At 59.3% G+C, this 16,346-nt stretch carries 17 protein-coding genes, 1 tRNA gene and 1 pseudogene; 7 read left to right on the top strand and 12 right to left on the bottom strand.

The window, feature by feature from the left end:
* Window positions 1-40: 40 nt before the first annotated feature.
* Both HBO41_RS14045 and rfbB read right to left on the bottom strand, forming a co-directional pair.
* Window positions 41-235, bottom strand: a pseudogene (locus HBO41_RS14045) (dTDP-4-dehydrorhamnose 3,5-epimerase family protein); the annotation flags it as partial.
* 88 nt (window positions 236-323) lie between these two features.
* Complete coding sequence (rfbB, locus tag HBO41_RS14040; protein WP_017135390.1) at window positions 324-1,406, bottom strand: dTDP-glucose 4,6-dehydratase; 1,083 nt, start codon at window positions 1,404-1,406, stop codon at window positions 324-326.
* Window positions 1,407-1,712: 306 nt separating this feature from the next.
* On the opposite strand from rfbB, the gene aguA reads away from it, so the two are divergent.
* A complete protein-coding gene (aguA, locus tag HBO41_RS14035) occupies window positions 1,713-2,819 on the top strand; it encodes an agmatine deiminase (RefSeq protein WP_099549512.1) in 1,107 nt (368 codons plus the stop codon).
* 234 nt (window positions 2,820-3,053) lie between these two features.
* A complete protein-coding gene (locus HBO41_RS14030; protein WP_017135392.1) occupies window positions 3,054-3,272 on the top strand; it encodes a hypothetical protein in 219 nt (72 codons plus the stop codon).
* Between the two features lie 298 nt (window positions 3,273-3,570).
* On the opposite strand, the gene HBO41_RS14025 is transcribed toward HBO41_RS14030, so the two are convergent.
* Window positions 3,571-5,658, bottom strand: a complete 2,088-nt coding sequence (locus tag HBO41_RS14025; RefSeq protein WP_099549511.1) for a TonB-dependent siderophore receptor — start codon at window positions 5,656-5,658, stop codon at window positions 3,571-3,573.
* 408 nt (window positions 5,659-6,066) lie between these two features.
* Here HBO41_RS14025 and HBO41_RS14020 point away from each other — a divergent pair, with 408 nt between their 5' ends.
* The 3 genes from HBO41_RS14020 to HBO41_RS14010 all read left to right on the top strand — a co-directional run bounded on the left by HBO41_RS14020 (window position 6,067) and on the right by HBO41_RS14010 (window position 8,611).
* The gene (locus HBO41_RS14020; RefSeq protein ID WP_056860697.1) at window positions 6,067-7,353 is read left to right on the top strand and encodes an OprD family porin; all 1,287 of its coding nucleotides are present in this window, start codon (window positions 6,067-6,069) and stop codon (window positions 7,351-7,353) included.
* Window positions 7,354-7,691: 338 nt separating this feature from the next.
* The gene (locus HBO41_RS14015) at window positions 7,692-7,913 is read left to right on the top strand and encodes a 4-oxalocrotonate tautomerase family protein (protein WP_017135395.1); all 222 of its coding nucleotides are present in this window, start codon (window positions 7,692-7,694) and stop codon (window positions 7,911-7,913) included.
* Complete coding sequence (locus tag HBO41_RS14010) at window positions 7,910-8,611, top strand: SDR family NAD(P)-dependent oxidoreductase (RefSeq protein WP_169986650.1); 702 nt, start codon at window positions 7,910-7,912, stop codon at window positions 8,609-8,611. The genes HBO41_RS14015 and HBO41_RS14010 overlap by 4 nt, the downstream gene beginning before the upstream one ends.
* 18 nt (window positions 8,612-8,629) lie before the next feature.
* On the opposite strand, the gene HBO41_RS14005 is transcribed toward HBO41_RS14010, so the two are convergent.
* The 4 genes from HBO41_RS14005 to HBO41_RS13990 all read right to left on the bottom strand — a co-directional run bounded on the left by HBO41_RS14005 (window position 8,630) and on the right by HBO41_RS13990 (window position 10,106).
* Window positions 8,630-8,869 carry a helix-turn-helix domain-containing protein gene (locus HBO41_RS14005; RefSeq protein ID WP_262380330.1) on the bottom strand — a complete coding sequence of 80 codons (240 nt, stop codon included), beginning with the start codon at window positions 8,867-8,869 and terminating at the stop codon, window positions 8,630-8,632.
* Window positions 8,870-8,876: 7 nt separating this feature from the next.
* A complete protein-coding gene (locus HBO41_RS14000) occupies window positions 8,877-9,161 on the bottom strand; it encodes a DUF3077 domain-containing protein (protein ID WP_068931363.1) in 285 nt (94 codons plus the stop codon).
* 508 nt (window positions 9,162-9,669) lie between these two features.
* Window positions 9,670-9,745, bottom strand: a tRNA-Thr gene (locus HBO41_RS13995).
* Window positions 9,746-9,872: 127 nt separating this feature from the next.
* A complete protein-coding gene (locus tag HBO41_RS13990) occupies window positions 9,873-10,106 on the bottom strand; it encodes a DUF2790 domain-containing protein (RefSeq protein ID WP_169986648.1) in 234 nt (77 codons plus the stop codon).
* Between the two features lie 310 nt (window positions 10,107-10,416).
* Here HBO41_RS13990 and HBO41_RS29510 point away from each other — a divergent pair, with 310 nt between their 5' ends.
* Together HBO41_RS29510 and bcsQ are read left to right on the top strand one after the other, a co-directional pair.
* Window positions 10,417-10,581, top strand: a complete 165-nt coding sequence (locus HBO41_RS29510) for a hypothetical protein (RefSeq protein ID WP_240792791.1) — start codon at window positions 10,417-10,419, stop codon at window positions 10,579-10,581.
* 247 nt (window positions 10,582-10,828) lie between these two features.
* On the top strand, window positions 10,829-11,728 hold the full coding sequence (gene bcsQ, locus HBO41_RS13980; protein WP_017138661.1) for a cellulose biosynthesis protein BcsQ: 900 nt from the start codon (window positions 10,829-10,831) through the stop codon (window positions 11,726-11,728).
* A 241-nt stretch (window positions 11,729-11,969) separates the two neighbouring features.
* Here the strand turns inward: bcsQ and HBO41_RS13975 are convergent, their stop codons facing one another.
* The 5 genes from HBO41_RS13975 to HBO41_RS13955 all read right to left on the bottom strand — a co-directional run bounded on the left by HBO41_RS13975 (window position 11,970) and on the right by HBO41_RS13955 (window position 16,178).
* A complete protein-coding gene (locus HBO41_RS13975; RefSeq protein WP_169986646.1) occupies window positions 11,970-13,157 on the bottom strand; it encodes a methyltransferase in 1,188 nt (395 codons plus the stop codon).
* Window positions 13,138-13,827: an ABC transporter permease gene (locus tag HBO41_RS13970; protein ID WP_026013808.1), complete on the bottom strand. Its 690-nt coding sequence runs from the start codon at window positions 13,825-13,827 to the stop codon at window positions 13,138-13,140. The genes HBO41_RS13975 and HBO41_RS13970 overlap by 20 nt, the downstream gene beginning before the upstream one ends.
* A 38-nt stretch (window positions 13,828-13,865) precedes the next feature.
* A complete protein-coding gene (locus tag HBO41_RS13965) occupies window positions 13,866-14,561 on the bottom strand; it encodes an ABC transporter permease (protein WP_169986644.1) in 696 nt (231 codons plus the stop codon).
* Between the two features lie 77 nt (window positions 14,562-14,638).
* On the bottom strand, window positions 14,639-15,391 hold the full coding sequence (locus HBO41_RS13960) for an ABC transporter substrate-binding protein (protein ID WP_017138657.1): 753 nt from the start codon (window positions 15,389-15,391) through the stop codon (window positions 14,639-14,641).
* A 13-nt stretch (window positions 15,392-15,404) separates the two neighbouring features.
* A complete protein-coding gene (locus tag HBO41_RS13955) occupies window positions 15,405-16,178 on the bottom strand; it encodes an ABC transporter ATP-binding protein (protein ID WP_169986642.1) in 774 nt (257 codons plus the stop codon).
* Window positions 16,179-16,346 lie beyond the last annotated feature (168 nt).

The raw sequence follows: 16,346 nt of genomic DNA, 5'->3' as shown, positions 1-16,346 counted from the left end.
GCGCATTATGCCTAGGGCCGGCGTGCAAGGCACTCGCCGGTCATGCAAACAGATCGGCGTCTGCCAATGCCTTGCCGTTCTGATCCTTGGCGGACAAGGTCGGTGCGCCCTCAAACTGCCAGTCAGTCTTGAGTTCCGTGTCGTCCCAGCGAATACAACGCTCTGCCGAAGGCGTGTAGTAATCGGTGGTTTTGTAGAGGAACTCGGCAGAGTCGCTGAGCACCGCAAAACCATGGGGTCGAGGATCAATACTTCGGGCAACTCCGTAGCGATCACGCTCATCGGTTGCACTCGCCGGGTGAACAGGTCGTGTGATCAAAACCTTATGCGATCAGGTCTTTTGGGTCGGTATTGCCCAGGCGCTCGCCTTGATAGCTGCCGTCCTGGACCCTGCGGCACCAGTCCAGGTTATCGAGGTACCACTGCACGGTTTTGCGCAGGCCGGTTTCAAAGGTTTCTTCCGGAACCCAGCCCAGCTCGTTTTCGATCTTGCTCGCGTCGATCGCGTAGCGCTGGTCGTGGCCTGGGCGGTCTTTGACGAAGGTGATCAGGTCGGTGAACTTCTCCACACCGGCCGGGCGTTGTGGCGCCAGTTCTTCGAGCAGGCCGCAGATGCCGCGTACCACGTCGATGTTCTTTTGCTCGTTGTGACCGCCGATGTTGTAGGTCTCGCCGACCACACCTTCGGTGACCACTTTCAACAAGGCGCGGGCGTGGTCTTCGACGAACAGCCAGTCGCGGACCTGCAGGCCGTCGCCGTAGACCGGCAGTGGCTTGCCGGCGAGGGCATTGAGGATGACCAGCGGGATCAGTTTCTCGGGGAAGTGGAACGGCCCGTAGTTGTTTGAGCAGTTGGTCAGCAGCACCGGCAAGCCATAGGTGCGCTGCCAGGCGCGGACCAGGTGGTCAGAGGCGGCTTTACTGGCCGAATACGGCGAGCTGGGTGCGTAAGGCGTGGTTTCGGTGAACAGGTCGTCCACGCCGTGGAGGTCGCCGTACACTTCGTCGGTGGAAATATGGTGGAAACGGAACGCGCTCTTGGCCGGTTCTTCCAGGGTCTGCCAATAGGCGCGGGTGGCTTCCAGCAGGCTGTAGGTGCCGACGATGTTGGTCTGGATAAAGTCCGAGGGGCCATCAATGGAACGGTCGACGTGCGACTCGGCGGCCAGGTGCATGATGGCCTGCGGCTCAAAGCGCGCCAGCACGGAGCTGACGGCGGCCTGGTCGATGATGTCGGCCTGCACGAACTCATAGCGGCTGTTGGCGGCGATGCTGGTGAGTGACTCCAGGTTGCCGGCGTAGGTGAGTTTGTCCAGGTTGAGCACTTCGTGCTCGGTGTGTTGAATCAAGTGACGAACCAGGGCAGAACCGATGAAGCCGGCGCCGCCGGTGATGAGAATGCGCATTCAGAGAGCCTTTTATCCAAGACAGAGATTAAGCCAGAGCATAGCTTGAGTGGCGCAACGGGGCGGCGCAAGCATACTCGGGTGAAGAAGGGTTGCCTTGATCGCCTGCGCGAGTTGAGTTTCCATAACGCAGCGTGGATTTCTTTGTCGACATGTTGTCGAAGGTGCTCGATGAGCAACTATAGGTAGTCGATTGTTATCGACTAAGGCTTGTCATACTTGTCGGCTATGATCTTTTATCACTTCTAAAGCCGATTTTTATCCGTTATAAAGTCGACCTTCACCCCATTCGGAGTCCTGAACGCCATGACCACCCTGCACAGCACACCTCGCGCCGATGGCTTCTACATGCCTGCCGAATGGGCGCCACAAACCCAAACCTGGATGATCTGGCCCGAGCGCCCGGACAACTGGCGCCTGGGCGGCAAGCCGGCGCAGGCGGCCCATGTGGCGGTGGCCAAGGCCATTGCGCGCTTTGAACCGGTGACCGTCGCAGTGTCTGCCGGCCAGTACGAGAACGCCCGTGCGCGCCTGGATGTGCCCAATATCCGCGTGGTGGAAATGTCCAACGACGATGCCTGGGTGCGCGACACCGGCCCGACCTTTGTGATCAATAACAGCGGCGAAGTGCGCGGCGTGAACTGGGATTTCAACGCCTGGGGCGGCTTTGACGGCGGCCTGTATGCGCCGTGGAGCCGCGATTCGCAGGTGGGCGGCAAGATCCTCGAGATCGAACGTGCGCCGCGCTACCGCACCGAAGGCTTCGTGCTGGAAGGCGGTTCGATCCATGTCGACGGCGAAGGCACCGTGATCACCACCGAAGAATGCCTGTTGAACCGCAACCGCAACCCGCATCTGGACCGTGCGGCGATCGAAGCGGTGCTGCGTGACAATTTGGCGGTGGATAAAGTCATCTGGTTGCCGGACGGCCTGTTCAACGACGAAACCGACGGCCATGTGGATAACTTCTGCTGCTACGTGCGCCCCGGCGAAGTGTTGCTGGCCTGGACCGATGACCCGCAAGACCCTAACTACGCGCGCTGCCACGCCGCCATGGCCGTGCTGCAAAGCAGCACGGACGCTAAAGGCCGCCCGTTCACAGTGCATAAAATGCCGATCCCAGGCCCGTTGTACGCCACCGAAGAGGAATGCGCCGGTGTCGATCCGGTAGACGGCTCGCAGGAGCGTAATCCGACTGTGCGCCTGGCGGGTTCCTACGTGAACTTCCTGATCGTTAACGGCGGTATCATCGCGCCAAGCTTCGACGACCCGCTGGACAGCCAGGCCAAAGAGATCCTGCAGAACCTGTTCCCGCAGCACGAAGTGGTGATGGTGCCGGGCCGTGAACTGTTACTGGGCGGCGGCAATATCCATTGCCTGACCCAACAACAGCCGGCACCGCACAAAAATTGAGTGCGGTTGTAACAGCGTTTGAGTGAACGCCGAGCGCTACTTGTTTATAGCGCTTGCAGCAAGCCCGCAGCCTGGCTAGGTTGCGGGCTTTTTTGTGTCCGAATGCCTATAAATACGGGACATTGGCATAGCTCTTGTATCGGTGTTGCCACAGTGTCCCAAGGTGATGACTGCACAGTTCTGTCACAAACCTTGAGTAAGTTAGCCGCTCACGCAGTAGGAGAGAGCGCTGAAATGAATGCCGATATCAACCCGATCTACACGCGCCCGTTCCACCCGACGCGGGTTAGTGGTGATGCGATCCATGCGCTGGCGCTTTGGTTGAAGGCAAACGGCTCGCGACAGGTGAGGCAGCAACAGCCTGATGTGCGCAGTGTGATGAGTGAGCGCTACCCGGCGGGGTTGTTCAGTGAGGATGAGCTGCTGGCGTTGTGCGAACTACTGAAAACCTGAAGAACACCAAGATCAATTGTGGGAGCTGGCTTGCCTGCGAAGGCATTCTGTCAGCCAGCGACTTTCCAGCAGATACACCGCTTTCGCAGGCAAGCCAGCTCCCACATTGACCGAGTGAAATTTAGAAGTTGTAGGTGCCTGTTGCCCGCAGGCTCGGTGAGCTAGTGCAAAAACTGAAGACCACTGAGATCAATAGTGGGAGCTGGCTTGCCTGCGAAGGCATTCTGTCAGCCAGCGACTTTCCAGCATATACACCGCTTTCGCAGGCAAGCCAGCTCCCACATTGACCGAGTGAAACTTAGAAATTGTAGGTGCCGGTTACCACCAGGCTACGTGGCTCGCCCGGTTGGATCTGCGCTGCGCTGGTGGCCGAGGCGTAGTAGTTTTTGTCCGCGATGTTGTTCAGCGCCGCACGCACGTCCCATTCTTTCTGGCGGAACCCGGCCAGTGCATCCCAACGGCCGTAACCAGGCAGCACCACGGTGTTGAGGTTGTCGGCGTAACGGTCGCCCACCAGGGTCAGGCCGGTTTCTGCGTACCAACCCATCTCCGGTTTCCAGGTGATAAACAGGCTGGCGTTACGCTTGGCGACGTCGCTGATGCGTTTGCCTTCAAAGCCGTTGTTGTCCTTCACCACCTTGGCATCCTGCAGGCCGATGCCGCCGCGTACATACCAGTTGCCGACGACTTTGCCGGTGGCGGTCAGCTCCACGCCGCGTGAGCGTTGCTCGCCGGTGAGCAGGGTGATGGTGCGGTCCAGTGGGTCGCTGGTGCGGCGGTTGTAGAGCTCCAGCTCGTACACGGCCAGGGTGGTGCTCAGGCGGTCGTCGAGCCAGTCGCTTTTAACCCCGATTTCCTTTTGCTTGGTCAACTCGGGGCTCAGGTCGTTGACGGCGCCTGCAGCATTTGGGGTGATGCCGATCAAGCCGCCGCCGGCTGGCGAGAAGGTTTTGCTCCATGAGGCATAGAACGAGTGGTGTTCCAGCGGCGTCCAGACCAGGCCGATGCGCGGGCTGGTGCTGTGGCTGTCGACCGCCTGCTGGGTGTTGAGCAGCTTGCTGGTGGTGTCCACTTCAAAGTGGTCGTAACGCAGGCCGGCCAGCACTTGCCATTGATCGTTGAGGCGCAATTGGTCCTGCACGTAAAGGGCGCGGCTTTCGACTTCGGTGTGGTTGTTGCTGGAAACACTCATACGCCCGGTGTGGCTCAAGTGGCGGTCGGGCTGGTTGAGGTCCAGGCTCGGCACGGCCTGGCCGCCACGGTTGGTGGCGGTGGCGCTGTACAACTTTGGATCACGGCGCTGGCTGCCCAGCTCCAGGCCGGTGAGCAGGCGGTGCTCCAGGCCGAAAGTGTCGAACCCGCCTTCCAGCTCAAGGTTGTTGAACACGTTGCGGGTGTTCAGGTCTTGTTGCCAGCGCTGGCGCGAGACTTTGTTGGTTTTTGGGTCGTAGCCGACCTGGTAGGTGTTGTCGAAATCGCTGTCGAGCTTGAACACGCCGAGGGTGTGGCGCAGCTGCCAGTTGGCGTTGAGTTCATAAGCCAGCTTGGAGCGCAGAGACTGGGATTTATCGTCGATGTAATCGCGACTATCGAAGTAGGTCGTGCTGCGGCTCACATCGGCCGGGCGGCCGTTGACCCCGGGAATGCCACGGTCCGGCGTGCGGTTGTAACGGCTGTATTCGTATTGCACCAGCCAGTTCAGGTCCGGCGTCAGTTGCCAGCTCATCGACGGCGCGAACAACTGGCGATTGCCGCTCACACCGTCGCGAAAGCTGTTGTTGTCCTGGTTGCCCATGTTCAGGCGCAGGCTGATGTTATCCGTTGGGTCGGTGCTGAGGTCGGCATACAGGCTGCGCAGATCCTGGCTGCCACCTTGGGCTTCGATGCTGGAGGTGTGGCCCGCCTGGGGCAGTTTGCTTACGCGGTTGACGATGCCGCCCTGGCCGCCGCGCCCGTACAGCACGGCGGCCGGGCCTTTGAGCACTTCGATGCGCTCGATGTTATGCAGGTCGCGCACGTACTGGCTGTCGTCGCGGATGCCGTCCAGGTAGAAGTCATTGCTCGCGTCAAAACCCCGGATACGCAGGCTGTCGAAGCGCGTATCGGCGCCGCTGCTGACGTTGGGAATGCCGCTTAACGCCTGCCCCAGGTCGTTGGTGCCGTAGGAACGCAGGCTTTCGGTTTTAACCGAGTCGATGGCCTGGGGCACGTAACGCACCGAGGTGGCAGTACGGGTGGCGGTGTTGGTCTCCTTGACACGCGGGTCGTCTTCGTCGGCTTCGGCGCTCACCGACGTTTCGGGCAAGACCGTGGCGGCACAGGCGAAACCGGCAGACAGCAAAACAGAAAGCCCAAAAGTGATGGGCGTCAGGCGAGAGGCAGGCATGGGGAATAAATCCAAAAGTGTTGGAAAAAGGAAAGTGCGCGAATGGTAATGCTTTGCATTTGCGCGAGTTATCTATTCCCAAACATACCTTCGCTAAAAATGTTACATAATGTGTTTTCTTGACGAATCAGACGATTTTTCAGGCTCGAGCGAGGGCCTTGGAATGCACCGCTTAGAATTATTTCGCCTAAATACAGACGATTCACGAAATTGACACATAGTTCAACGCGCGCATAGGATTGCGCCCAACGCCTGTGGCTCACCGCCATGACTCATCCAATAAAAAAAGGCCCGCGGCAGTTCAGTCGTCCGCGGGCCTTGTTTTTTCTGGAGGAAGTCGACACCAGAAAAGCGACACGGAGCCTGGTGTCACAGCGCGTACTCAACCAGTAATAAGGAATATAAGAAATGTTGAAGCAACGGATGAGTCTGATCGCTCTGGGGATTTTGAGCGCATCGACAGCAATGGCTAACGACCAGGAGCAATCCAAGGGTTTCGTGGACGACAGCCACCTGAACATCGCAGCACGTAACGCCTACATCAGCCGTGACTACAAAAACGGCAAGCAAGACAAAGCCGAATGGGGCCAGGGCTTCATCGGCAAGTTCGAATCCGGCTTCACCCAAGGCACCGTCGGTGTGGGTGTGGACGTGATCGGCCAATACGCCATTCGCCTGGACGGTGGTAAAGGTCGCAGCGGCGCTGGCGGTATCGACTTCTTCAAGCAAGGCGACAGCGGCGAAGCCGCCAACGACCTGGCCAAGGGCGGCGCTGCCGTGAAGTTCCGTGTCTCTAACACTGTACTCAAGTACGGTGACCAGATGCCGGCTGTGCCTGTGCTGCAGTACGACAACTCCCGTCTGTTGTCGGAAACCTACACCGGTACTTCGATCGTTTCCAAAGAGATCGCCGGCCTGCAACTGGACGCCGGTCACTTCACCAAGGAAGCTCGCAAGAGCGCCGAAGGTTCTGACAGTGGCGCGCTGAAAAGCATCGACTACATCGGTGGTAGCTACAAATTCACCGAAAGCCTGTCGGCCGCGTTGTACGCCTCCAACATGCAGGACGTGCTGAAGAAGCAATACGTCAACGTCAACTACGTGCTGGCCCTGCCAGAAAAGCAATCGTTGACCTTTGACTTCAACGGCTACAAAACCAAGCTGGACCGCAGCTTCGCCCTGGAAAACCAAGGTGATGCGGACGCCCGCGACAACAAAATCTGGAGCCTGGGCGCTACCTGGGCTGTTGGCCCGCACAGCTTCACCCTCGCTCACCAGCGCAGCACCGGTGACACCGGCTACCTGTACGGCGGCTACCGCAACGCTGGCGGTATCGGCGACGGCGGCAATACCATCCTGCTGGCCAACTCCTACTGGTCCGACTTCAACGGCAAGGACGAGCGCTCCTGGCAAGCAGGCTACGGCCTGGACTTCAGCGCCTTCGGCGTGCCTGGCCTGACCTACAACATCGCTTACGTGCGCGGCACCAACATTGACGACGGTTCCAACCGTGGCAGTGGCACCGAGCGTGAAATCTTCAACCAGTTCAAATATGTCGTTCAAAGCGGCCCAGCCAAAGACCTGAGCCTGCGCGCTCGTGCGTCGTGGTTGCGCGTCTCCAGCAACGCCAGCAACTACAACGTAGGCGGTAACGAAATCCGTCTGTTCGCCGACTACCCGATCAACGTTTTCTAATTGATCGCACGTCGCGCCTGATGCCAGGCGATAAAAAACCCCGACTGGTTCGGGGTTTTTTTATGCCTTTGGATCAGCGACGGTGATCGTTCCCACGCTCTGCGTGGGAACGCCTCTAGGGACGCTCCGCGTCCCCCCGTCAACGATCGAGGGTGGTTTTTTATCAGTTTTGCGGACGCCAGCGGGAGGCGTCCAATCGTGTAGAAGTACCGCGGGAACTTGTTACACCACATCACTAATGTAGTACTCAAACCCCCATTTATCTCGACTCAGCGCACGCCTAAATTGACCCCACTGCCGGCCCATCACCCCGATGCCCGCCCATTGGAGCCATCACTATGCCCTTCGTCAGCCTGCGCATCACCCGTGACGGCGTGACCCCTGAGCAAAAAGCCCAGGTCATCGCCGAGTTCACCGAAACCCTCGAACGCGTGCTCAACAAGCGCCCGGACCTGACCCACATCGTCATCGAAGAAATCGACACCGATAACTGGGGCTACGCCGGCATCACCACCACCGAATACCGCAAATCCCAAGCCCTTACCGGAGAAACACAATGAGCAAAGTCGTGATCATCACCGGTGCCTCCCAAGGCATCGGCGCCGCTGTGGTTCAAGCCTACCGCGCCCTCGATTACCGCGTGGTGGCCACCTCGCGTTCGATCCAGCCATCCACCGACCCGAACATCCTCACGGTGCCCGGCGACATCGCCGACCCGGCCACCGCCCAGCGCGTCATCCGCGAAGCCCTGGCCACCTTCGGGCGCGTCGACAGCCTGATCAACAACGCCGGCATCTTCATCGCCAAACCCTTCACCGCCTACACCCAGGACGACTACGCCAACGTGCTGGCGGTGAACCTCAACGGCTTTTTCTACATCACCCAACTGGCCATTGCCGAGATGGAAAAACACGGCGCCGGCCACGTCGTCAATGTGACCACCAGCCTGGTCGATCACGCCATCGACGGCGTGCCTTCGGTACTCGCCAGCCTCACCAAAGGCGGGCTGAACGCCGCGACCAAATCCCTGGCGATTGAATACGCCAAACGCGGCATTCGGGTGAACGCGGTAAGCCCAGGCATCATCAAGACGCCGATGCATGGCGAAGACTCCCACGCTGCATTGGGGCAACTGCACCCGGTAGGGCGTATGGGCGAAGTGAGTGATATCGCCCAGGCGATCACCTACCTGGAGAGCGCGGGGTTTGTCACCGGTGAGATCCTGCATGTGGACGGCGGGCAAAGCGCCGGGCACTGACACGCTGACGCGCCTGGCCTAACCCGGCCGGGCGTGGTCATCCCGTGGCGAGCGCCCGAAAAAGGCCTTATAGGCTCGGCTGAACGCGGCCTCGGACTCATAGCCAATCGCAAAACCCACTTCGCCGATGCGACCTTCCTGCTGGGCCGGCGTTGCATGAATAGCCCGTAGCGCCCGAGCGATACGCACATCCGACAACCAAGCGCTTCTATGTGGGAGCCGGGCTGAACTGCGATAGCGCCCGCCCGGCGAGCCCATTTACCGCTTACTGCTCAGCATTACAGGGCGACGCCAACACCTTCACCACATCATCAATCACCGCCTTGCTCATCTCCTGCAAATAATGCGACGCCCAGGCATAACGGTCCGTCTCCTTCGTCATCGCCGCATCCTCTGCGAGCAACTTGGCGACGTGGAGCAAATCGGAAACGTGGTGCAAGGCTTCATGCAGGGAAACACCGCTGTTGACGCGGAACAGAGGTTGGTCGGAGTGAAAGGAGAAAGGGGTGACGCCGAGGGTGGTGAGTGCGGGTGGGTTTGTTGCGGTCATTGGTGGAACTCCCATATTGAGTGAGAGCAACACGTTCGTTGTGACAACGAATGCGTGGCGCTAGTGGCGCCTGCATCAAATCGGGTTCTCAGGCCCGGTCGCTGGGTGGTGGCGACGGGGGGAGGTTAGCGTGGTGAGGGGTGCGGAGCAATCGGGAAAATTGATGGGTTGTTTTTTCGGTTGGGTCAGGTGGTACGGATAGGTGGCTGGGGGAATTATTGGTTTTATGAGGGCGGCATAATTATTGGCTGGGCATAATTTTGAATAAAGCTTGGGAGGCGGGTGAGGGTGGCTTTTGGTGGTCCGGTGGGTTTGGAGAATACGTCTCCCGGGGCTGACGTTGAGCTGAGCAAGGCATCATAGAAGTCGAGATTTGGACTGAGGCAAGCAGCCCGAGATGTTAAGTGTGGACACTTTTTGGGCATTTCGGCCAAAACAGTGATCTGACTTTTTGCGGTTTCCCAAACCCCAGAAACCACAAAGCCCCGCATTGCGGGGCTTTGAGATATGGTGCCGGCACCAGGAGTCGAACCCGGGACCTACTGATTACAAGTCAGTTGCTCTACCAACTGAGCTATACCGGCGTGTTAGGGCGACGATTATAGCGATTGCCAAGCTTCTGTAAACCCCTGAATTCTGACTATTTTTGCAGATACCAAGGTTTTTTTACGCTCGCTGCTTTTTCTTACCCTCGAGAGCCTCAAATCCGACTCAATTGCCGTCGCCACACTGGTCGGTAAATTTCATGTACGCCAACACCTGCGTCTCGCCTTTAGAGTCCAGGTAGGTCATGCGCGCGTTCACCACGCCGCATCCCGAGCGGGTGTCTTCGGTGGTCGACAGCACCCGTTGAATATCCGGCTGATGACTTGCCTCGGCATGGGCGGTGAAGGTCAGGCCAAGCAGGCTGGCGGCGATTAGGGTTTTCCAGTTGTTGGTGTTCATGGTGATGGCCTCTGAGGAGCAATGGTGGGGTGAGGCCATTGAATGCCGGGGAGGTATCCGGGCTGTGTCGCCCAGGGCGGGTTTTGTTTCGTTGTGTATGGTGTGGGGGTCTATGTACTTGTTGATACGAACGGCGAGCTTGTATTGGTTAAAAAACACACAGTGATCGCGTCGTGCGTTGTTTTATAGATGTATATCTCCTGGCAAAAGAACAGCCATAAAAACGGCGTAATGCAGCTCATCTTCAAATCTGGCAGGCGTTGCCCAGGCGCGGGTTTGCCGGCTGGCCACCTTTGGTGAAACCGATGCTGTGCAGCAGCAAAGCCTTAATCGCTGGCTCGGCCAGGACCAGGCATTTCTCGCCAAGCGCCTGGCCGCTTCGTTTCGCCGTTTGGCCAAGATGGACGAGGTGCTCGCGCCGTACCTTGCGGGGCGGCGCAGGCCTATGGGCGCGACACGTTTGACCCAGCGTTGAATAGCGGCGGCTGCCAGGATGTAACTGCGTTATGCCGTGCGTTGAGCTTTCGGATGCAGCAGCCTGGAAATAGCCATTAAATTGACTATTTACCGCTTGTCTAAAAAACGATCAGCTAAAACACCAAAATAATGACACCTGCCTGCGTGTGACACAGAATGCCTCACTAAGACGCCCATAATAAGACCTGCGGTAAGTGCCTGCTTGCCGACCTTCACGTCTTTAGCTGCGTCGTGAGGAGCTGCCCATGAGCCTTAGCGAAGAGCTGTTGACGTTGTTCGGTAAGAACGTCAGCCATGATGCCGACGGCATCAATGCACGCATGCACGTTTTTGGCAGTGTGCCCGCAAACGAAAACACCCATTCCCAATCGACTCATTCAGCAGCGCTGCGCCCCAAAGTGGTGGCGTTGGTGTCGATCAATGGTGGTGTCGGCCGCAGCACTCTGGCCACGGCGTTGAGCAGCGGTTTGCAGCGTCATGGCGAATCGGTGGTGGCGCTGGACCTGGACCCGCAGAATGCCTTGCACCATCACTTTGGCTTCAGTGCGACATTGCCGGGTATCGGCCGTACCAGCCTGGAGCATGGGCAGTGGAGCCCGCTGCAGCAGCTTGGCTTTGCCGGTTGCCAGGTCATAACCTTTGGCGATATCGACATTGAGCAGCAGGAAAGCCTCGAGCGCTGGCTCAAACATGAACCCAGCTGGTTGGCGCAGCGCCTGGCGGCCCTGGGCTTGAGCGAGCGGCAGACGGTGATCATCGATACGCCCGCCGGTAATAACGTTTACTCCCATCAAGCGCTGAGCGTGGCCGATGTGGTGCTGGTTATCACCCAGGCCGACGCCGCCTGCCTGGGTACCCTTGATCATTTGGATGGATTGCTCGCGCCGCACCTTGAGGGTGAACGCCCGCCGGTGGTGCATGTGGTGGTCAACCAAGTGGATGAGAGCAACGCCTTTAGCCTGGACATGCTGGAGGCGTTCAAACAGCGGCTGGGCAAAGCGCCGCTGGAGATGCACCGCGATATGGCGATCAACGAAGCGTTGGCGTTTGCGGCCGACCCGTTGGATAACGCTACAAAGCGGCTGGCTGGCGACGATATCAACGAGATTTGTCGCGTGCTGAAAGCACCGAAAAGAACCGCATAAATCGCGCTTTATGCAGTTAGCGCCAGATGCTTATGCACAATCGGTTGGTCGGGCCTGTCACGAAACAGCCATTTTGTGGAGCCGTTCTCAACACGCTGCAACTGCCTGTTTTGTGTGCGTTTTATTTTGTGAACAAAAAATGACCAGGGTGGGTTTTGGCCTGTAGCGCTGATAGCTACGGCCTCTGTAAAGAAGTCATCAACAGAGTTATCCACAGGGCGCGTGTAGGAAGTTTCGCCCTTTAATCGCGCTCCGCCAGCACCATCAAGTTGCGCGGCGTTAGCGTAGGTTCGCAGAAGGTGCCTATCTCAACCTTGTAGCCCTGATCTTTCAAGAACAGCGCGCGATCCAAGACCAGCCACAGTTCCAGCGGCCGCCGAAACAATCCTCTGACCAACTCCAGGTTGCGCACCTCGGCCAAGCGCAGCCAGCCGTGCGCCTCCAGCGCCGCCCAATCCTGTTCACCTGTGGATAAATCCTTGAGACGCGCCAGTTCTCGGCAGTAGTCAGCGAAGGGTTTGTCCAGCCAGCTGGCAGGCAGGGACGGTGTGGGGAGGTACTCATCGCAGCCACGCAGGTGGCGTTGCAACTGATCGAAACCCAGGCGCCGGGCCATGGAGGTGTCCCGTTGCTGGCGCACGCGATTACCGGCGGTGACGGTTTCGCTCAGCGGTAACCCCAGGTCATCGACCGAAAGCTGTAGTAACGAGGCGCGCCCGGCGGTCGACAAGGCCTGATAGCGCTCGGCGCCGATGCGGTTATAGCAGCAAGGTGCCAGCGCGAGCTGCTTGCAGCCCGTCGCGCTGGCCACGTGCAACAGCCGCACATGCAGATCGCCGCAGGCGTGTAAGGCGACGGGCGTGTGCTCGGCACTGATCGCCACATCGGCCATCACGTCTTGCAGGCGATGGGTGACAGCCAGGCCGTGATGGTCGCTCAAGGCCTGGCCCGAGGCGATCAGCGCCGGGTCGTACTCGAGGCAGGTCAGCTGTTGGCCAGGTTGCAGCAAGCGCCGGCCGAGGTGGCCTTTACCGGCGCACCAGTCCAGCCAATGCTTGGGGGTTGCGGCAAACTTCAGCGCGGCGCCGAACGCTTCAATTTGCTGCCATTTACGCCCTGGCACATCCACGTTCAGGCGATGGCGGGCAGGCTCCAGCGTGTGTGCGGGTAACTTATCCACAGCGCTGAGCTGCGCTGCCTGAAAAGCCAGCTGTGGAAATGGCGCAGGCGCCGGCAGGTCATAGGGGTGGTTGTGACTGGCTTCGGCATCGGCCAGCGAGCGCTGGCGCAGCCATTGGGCCAGCTCGGGGTGCTGGTGTTCCCAGGGTAAGTGCAAGTGCGTAAAGGGCCGTGGTCGCCACAGCCCTTGGTGCTCGATTAGAAACGCGTCCAGCGCCGCAAAGCGAGCCTTAACGTCCCTGGCAAGCATCGACGCGCAGCCAGCGTTCGAGCAGTTTGAAGCCCCGCACCAGGATGTAGGCCATCAGCAGGTAGAACAGCCCGGCGGCGAAGAAGATCTCCACCGGCAGGTAGGTGCGGGCGATGATGGTGCGCGCCATGCCGGTCAGTTCCAGCAGGGTGACGGTGCTGGCCAGGGCGCTGGCCTTGAGCATCAGGATCACTTCGTTGCTGTACGCCGGCAGGCCAATGCGCGAGGCACGCGGCAGGATGATGTAGAACAGCGTCTTGGGTTTGGACATGCCCAGGGCGCGCGCCGCTTCGATCTCACCCGGCGGGATGGCCTGGATAGCGCCGCGCAGGATCTCGGCGATATAGGCGGCGGTGTGCAAGGTCATGGTGGCCGTGGCGCACCAGAACGGATCGCGCAGGTACGGCCACATGAAGCTCTCACGCACGGCATCGAACTGTGCCAGGCCGTAATAAACCAGGAACAACTGCACCAGCAGCGGCGTGCCACGGAAGAAGAAAATATAGGCGTAGGGCAGGGCGCTCACGTACCAGCGGCGCGAGGAACGCGCGATACCCAGCGGAATCGCCAGCAGCAGGCCGGCGATCACGGCGATGGCCACCAGTTCCAGGGTCAGGGTTGCGCCTTGGGCCAGTTTGGGCAGCCACTTGATGATCACGGCCCAGTTCAGGCCCAGGTCGAAGTGCGACAGCCAGCTGTAGTCACCGCTCATTGGGTGCTCCTTGCAAAGCCGCGGGCGGCGCGTTTTTCCAGGAAGTACATGCCCGTCATGGCCAGCACGGTGAGGCCCAGGTACATGAAGGCTGCCACCATAAAGAAGGTGAACGGCTGCTTGGTCACGGTCACGCCGATTTGTGCGTGACGCATGATTTCTTCAAGGCCGATCACCGACACCAGCGCGGTGTCTTTCATCAGGATCATGAACAGGTTGCCCAGGCCCGGCAGGGCGATGCGCCACATCTGCGGCATGATCAAGCGGGTGAAAATCCGCACCTTCGACAGGCCCAGCGCCACACCGGCTTCGCGGTGGCCTTTGGGAATGGCGAGAATCGCGCCACGGAACACTTCCGTGGCGTAGGCGCCAAAGCACAGGCCCAGGGCGATAACCCCGGCGGCAAAGGCACTGAGAGAAAGGTCGGGGTTACCGAAAAACTCGCCCAGGGCACGCATCAGGTTGACGGTGCCGAAGTAAATCAGCAGCACCCACAACAGCTCGGGAATGCCACGAACGATGGTCGAGTAAGCACCGCCCAGCCATTGCAACGGCTTGTACGGTGAAGTCTTGGCCAAGGCGCCGGCAAGGCCGAACACCAGCCCCAGGCACAGGGCCGTGAGCGCCAGTTTGACGGTCATCAGCGCGCCAGCGGCAAGCGCCGGGCCGAATCCGTAGAGATCGAAATTCATGGTGTTTTCATATCGCGGCAGGCATTGCTGAAAGCCGGCGCGCTACTTATAGAAGCGCGCCGGTCAGGCCATTCAGATCATTCGATGCTGAACGGGAAGTACTTGTCGTTGATCTTCTTGTAGGTGCCGTCTGCCTTGATCTCTGCCAGGGCTTTGTTCAGGCGCTCGCGCAGCGGGTCGCCCTTGCGTACGGCGATACCGATCTTGTCGCTTTCTACCACCGGGTCGCCTTTGAACTCATAGGCCGAACCGTCTTTGCTCTTGAGCCATTCGTACTGCACGTACTTGTCGGCGAGAATCCCGTCCAAACGGCCGGAAGTCAGGTCGAGGTAGGCGTTTTCCTGGGTGTCGTAGAGCTTGGCGGTGGTGTCCGGCAGCTTGTCTTCCAGGTAAGTACCGGCCAGCGTTGCGCGCTGTGCACCGATGATCTTGCCTTTCAGGTAACCGGCGTCGGTCTTGAAGTCGGCTGTGGCTTTAGGTGCGATGAATTGCAGCTTGTTGGAGTAGTACGGGTCGGTGAAGTCGACGGCTTGCTTGCGCTCATCGGTGATCGACAGCGAAGACACCAGGAAGTCGAACTTCTTCGCGTTCAGGGCCGGGATGATGCCGTCCCAATCAGACACATACACTTCGCATTTTTCGACTTTCATCTTGGCGCAGAGGGCGTCGCCGATGTCTTTGTCAAAGCCCACGACGTTGCCGCTGGCGTCTTTATTGTTGAAGGGCGGGTAGGCCGCTTCGATCCCCATTTTCAAGGTTTCTGCCATGGCCGTGGCGCTGAACGCCATCGAAACGGCCGCGGCCAGAAGGAATTTTTTATAGTTCTGCATGCATGTTGCTCCGTTAGCGGTTGCTGGACATGAATTGTTTGCAGCGCGCCGAAAGCGGGTTTTCAAACACCTGCAGTGGCGATCCTTGCTCTTCGACCAGGCCCTGGTGCAGGAACACCACTTCACTGGAAACCTGACGGGCAAAGCCCATTTCATGAGTGACCAGCAGCATGGTGCGGCCTTCTTCGGCCAGCGCGCGGATCACATTAAGTACTTCCTGGACCATTTCCGGGTCAAGCGCCGATGTCGGCTCGTCGAACAGGATGACCTTGGGCTGCATGGCCAGGGTGCGCGCTATGGCCGCGCGTTGTTGCTGGCCGCCGGACAGTTGCGCAGGGTAGGCGTGGCGCTTGTCGCTGATGCCGACCTTGGCCAGCAGGGCTTCGGCCACTTCTATCGCTTCGGCCTTGCTCTGGCCGAGCACACGGCGGGGCGCCTCGATGATGTTGTCGAGGATGCTCATGTGCGGCCACAGGTTAAAGTTTTGAAACACAAAACCGATTTCGCTGCGCAGGCGGTTGATCTGTTTGCCGTCGGCGGCCATCAGCTCGCCGTTTTTCGCGGCTTTTAGCTTGAGCTCTTCACCGGCCACCAGGATCTGGCCCTGATGCGGGTTTTCCAGCAGGTTGATGCAACGCAAAAAGGTGGACTTGCCGGAACCGGAGGAACCCAGGATCGAGATCACGTCGCCGTCGCGGGCGGTCAGCGAGATACCTTTGAGTACCTCCAGCTCACCATAGCGTTTATGCAAGTTGCGGATTTCAAGCGCGGGCGCGGCCTCAGCCATGTGCGGTCCTCATTGTGTTCAGTGCATTCTTGCTGTTGGGCCGCCTTCCTGGCGAGGCGCCAAGCTAGCATAGCGTTCGGATGGCAGCCAACAGCGCTGCGGACGGTTAACGGGTGGTCTGCGGCAAGGTGTCGCATCGGCACAGCAGCGTGTCGCGCTATCAACAAC

It is taken from the genome of Pseudomonas sp. WS 5146 (assembly GCF_012985495.1).
Taxonomy (GTDB): Bacteria; Pseudomonadota; Gammaproteobacteria; order Pseudomonadales; family Pseudomonadaceae; genus Aquipseudomonas; species Aquipseudomonas edaphica.
This window is presented reverse-complemented; position numbering and strand designations above follow the sequence as displayed.

Excerpts from the sequence above, each read along its gene's own strand:
- HBO41_RS13965 (WP_169986644.1), bottom strand. The coding sequence starts at position 14,561 with ATGAATTTCGATCTCTACGGATTCGGCCCGGCGCTTGCCGCTGGCGCG.
- HBO41_RS14005 (WP_262380330.1), bottom strand. The coding sequence starts at position 8,869 with ATGGGCTCGCCGGGCGGGCGCTATCGCAGTTCAGCCCGGCTCCCACAT.
- HBO41_RS14000 (WP_068931363.1), bottom strand. The coding sequence starts at position 9,161 with ATGACCGCAACAAACCCACCCGCACTCACCACCCTCGGCGTCACCCCT.
- HBO41_RS13960 (WP_017138657.1), bottom strand. The coding sequence starts at position 15,391 with ATGCAGAACTATAAAAAATTCCTTCTGGCCGCGGCCGTTTCGATGGCG.
- HBO41_RS14010 (WP_169986650.1), top strand. The coding sequence starts at position 7,910 with ATGAGCAAAGTCGTGATCATCACCGGTGCCTCCCAAGGCATCGGCGCC.
- HBO41_RS14025 (WP_099549511.1), bottom strand. The coding sequence starts at position 5,658 with ATGCCTGCCTCTCGCCTGACGCCCATCACTTTTGGGCTTTCTGTTTTG.
- HBO41_RS14030 (WP_017135392.1), top strand. The coding sequence starts at position 3,054 with ATGAATGCCGATATCAACCCGATCTACACGCGCCCGTTCCACCCGACG.
- HBO41_RS13975 (WP_169986646.1), bottom strand. The coding sequence starts at position 13,157 with ATGCTTGCCAGGGACGTTAAGGCTCGCTTTGCGGCGCTGGACGCGTTT.
- HBO41_RS14020 (WP_056860697.1), top strand. The coding sequence starts at position 6,067 with ATGTTGAAGCAACGGATGAGTCTGATCGCTCTGGGGATTTTGAGCGCA.
- HBO41_RS13990 (WP_169986648.1), bottom strand. The coding sequence starts at position 10,106 with ATGAACACCAACAACTGGAAAACCCTAATCGCCGCCAGCCTGCTTGGC.
- HBO41_RS13955 (WP_169986642.1), bottom strand. The coding sequence starts at position 16,178 with ATGGCTGAGGCCGCGCCCGCGCTTGAAATCCGCAACTTGCATAAACGC.
- aguA (WP_099549512.1), top strand. The coding sequence starts at position 1,713 with ATGACCACCCTGCACAGCACACCTCGCGCCGATGGCTTCTACATGCCT.
- rfbB (WP_017135390.1), bottom strand. The coding sequence starts at position 1,406 with ATGCGCATTCTCATCACCGGCGGCGCCGGCTTCATCGGTTCTGCCCTG.
- bcsQ (WP_017138661.1), top strand. The coding sequence starts at position 10,829 with ATGAGCCTTAGCGAAGAGCTGTTGACGTTGTTCGGTAAGAACGTCAGC.
- HBO41_RS14015 (WP_017135395.1), top strand. The coding sequence starts at position 7,692 with ATGCCCTTCGTCAGCCTGCGCATCACCCGTGACGGCGTGACCCCTGAG.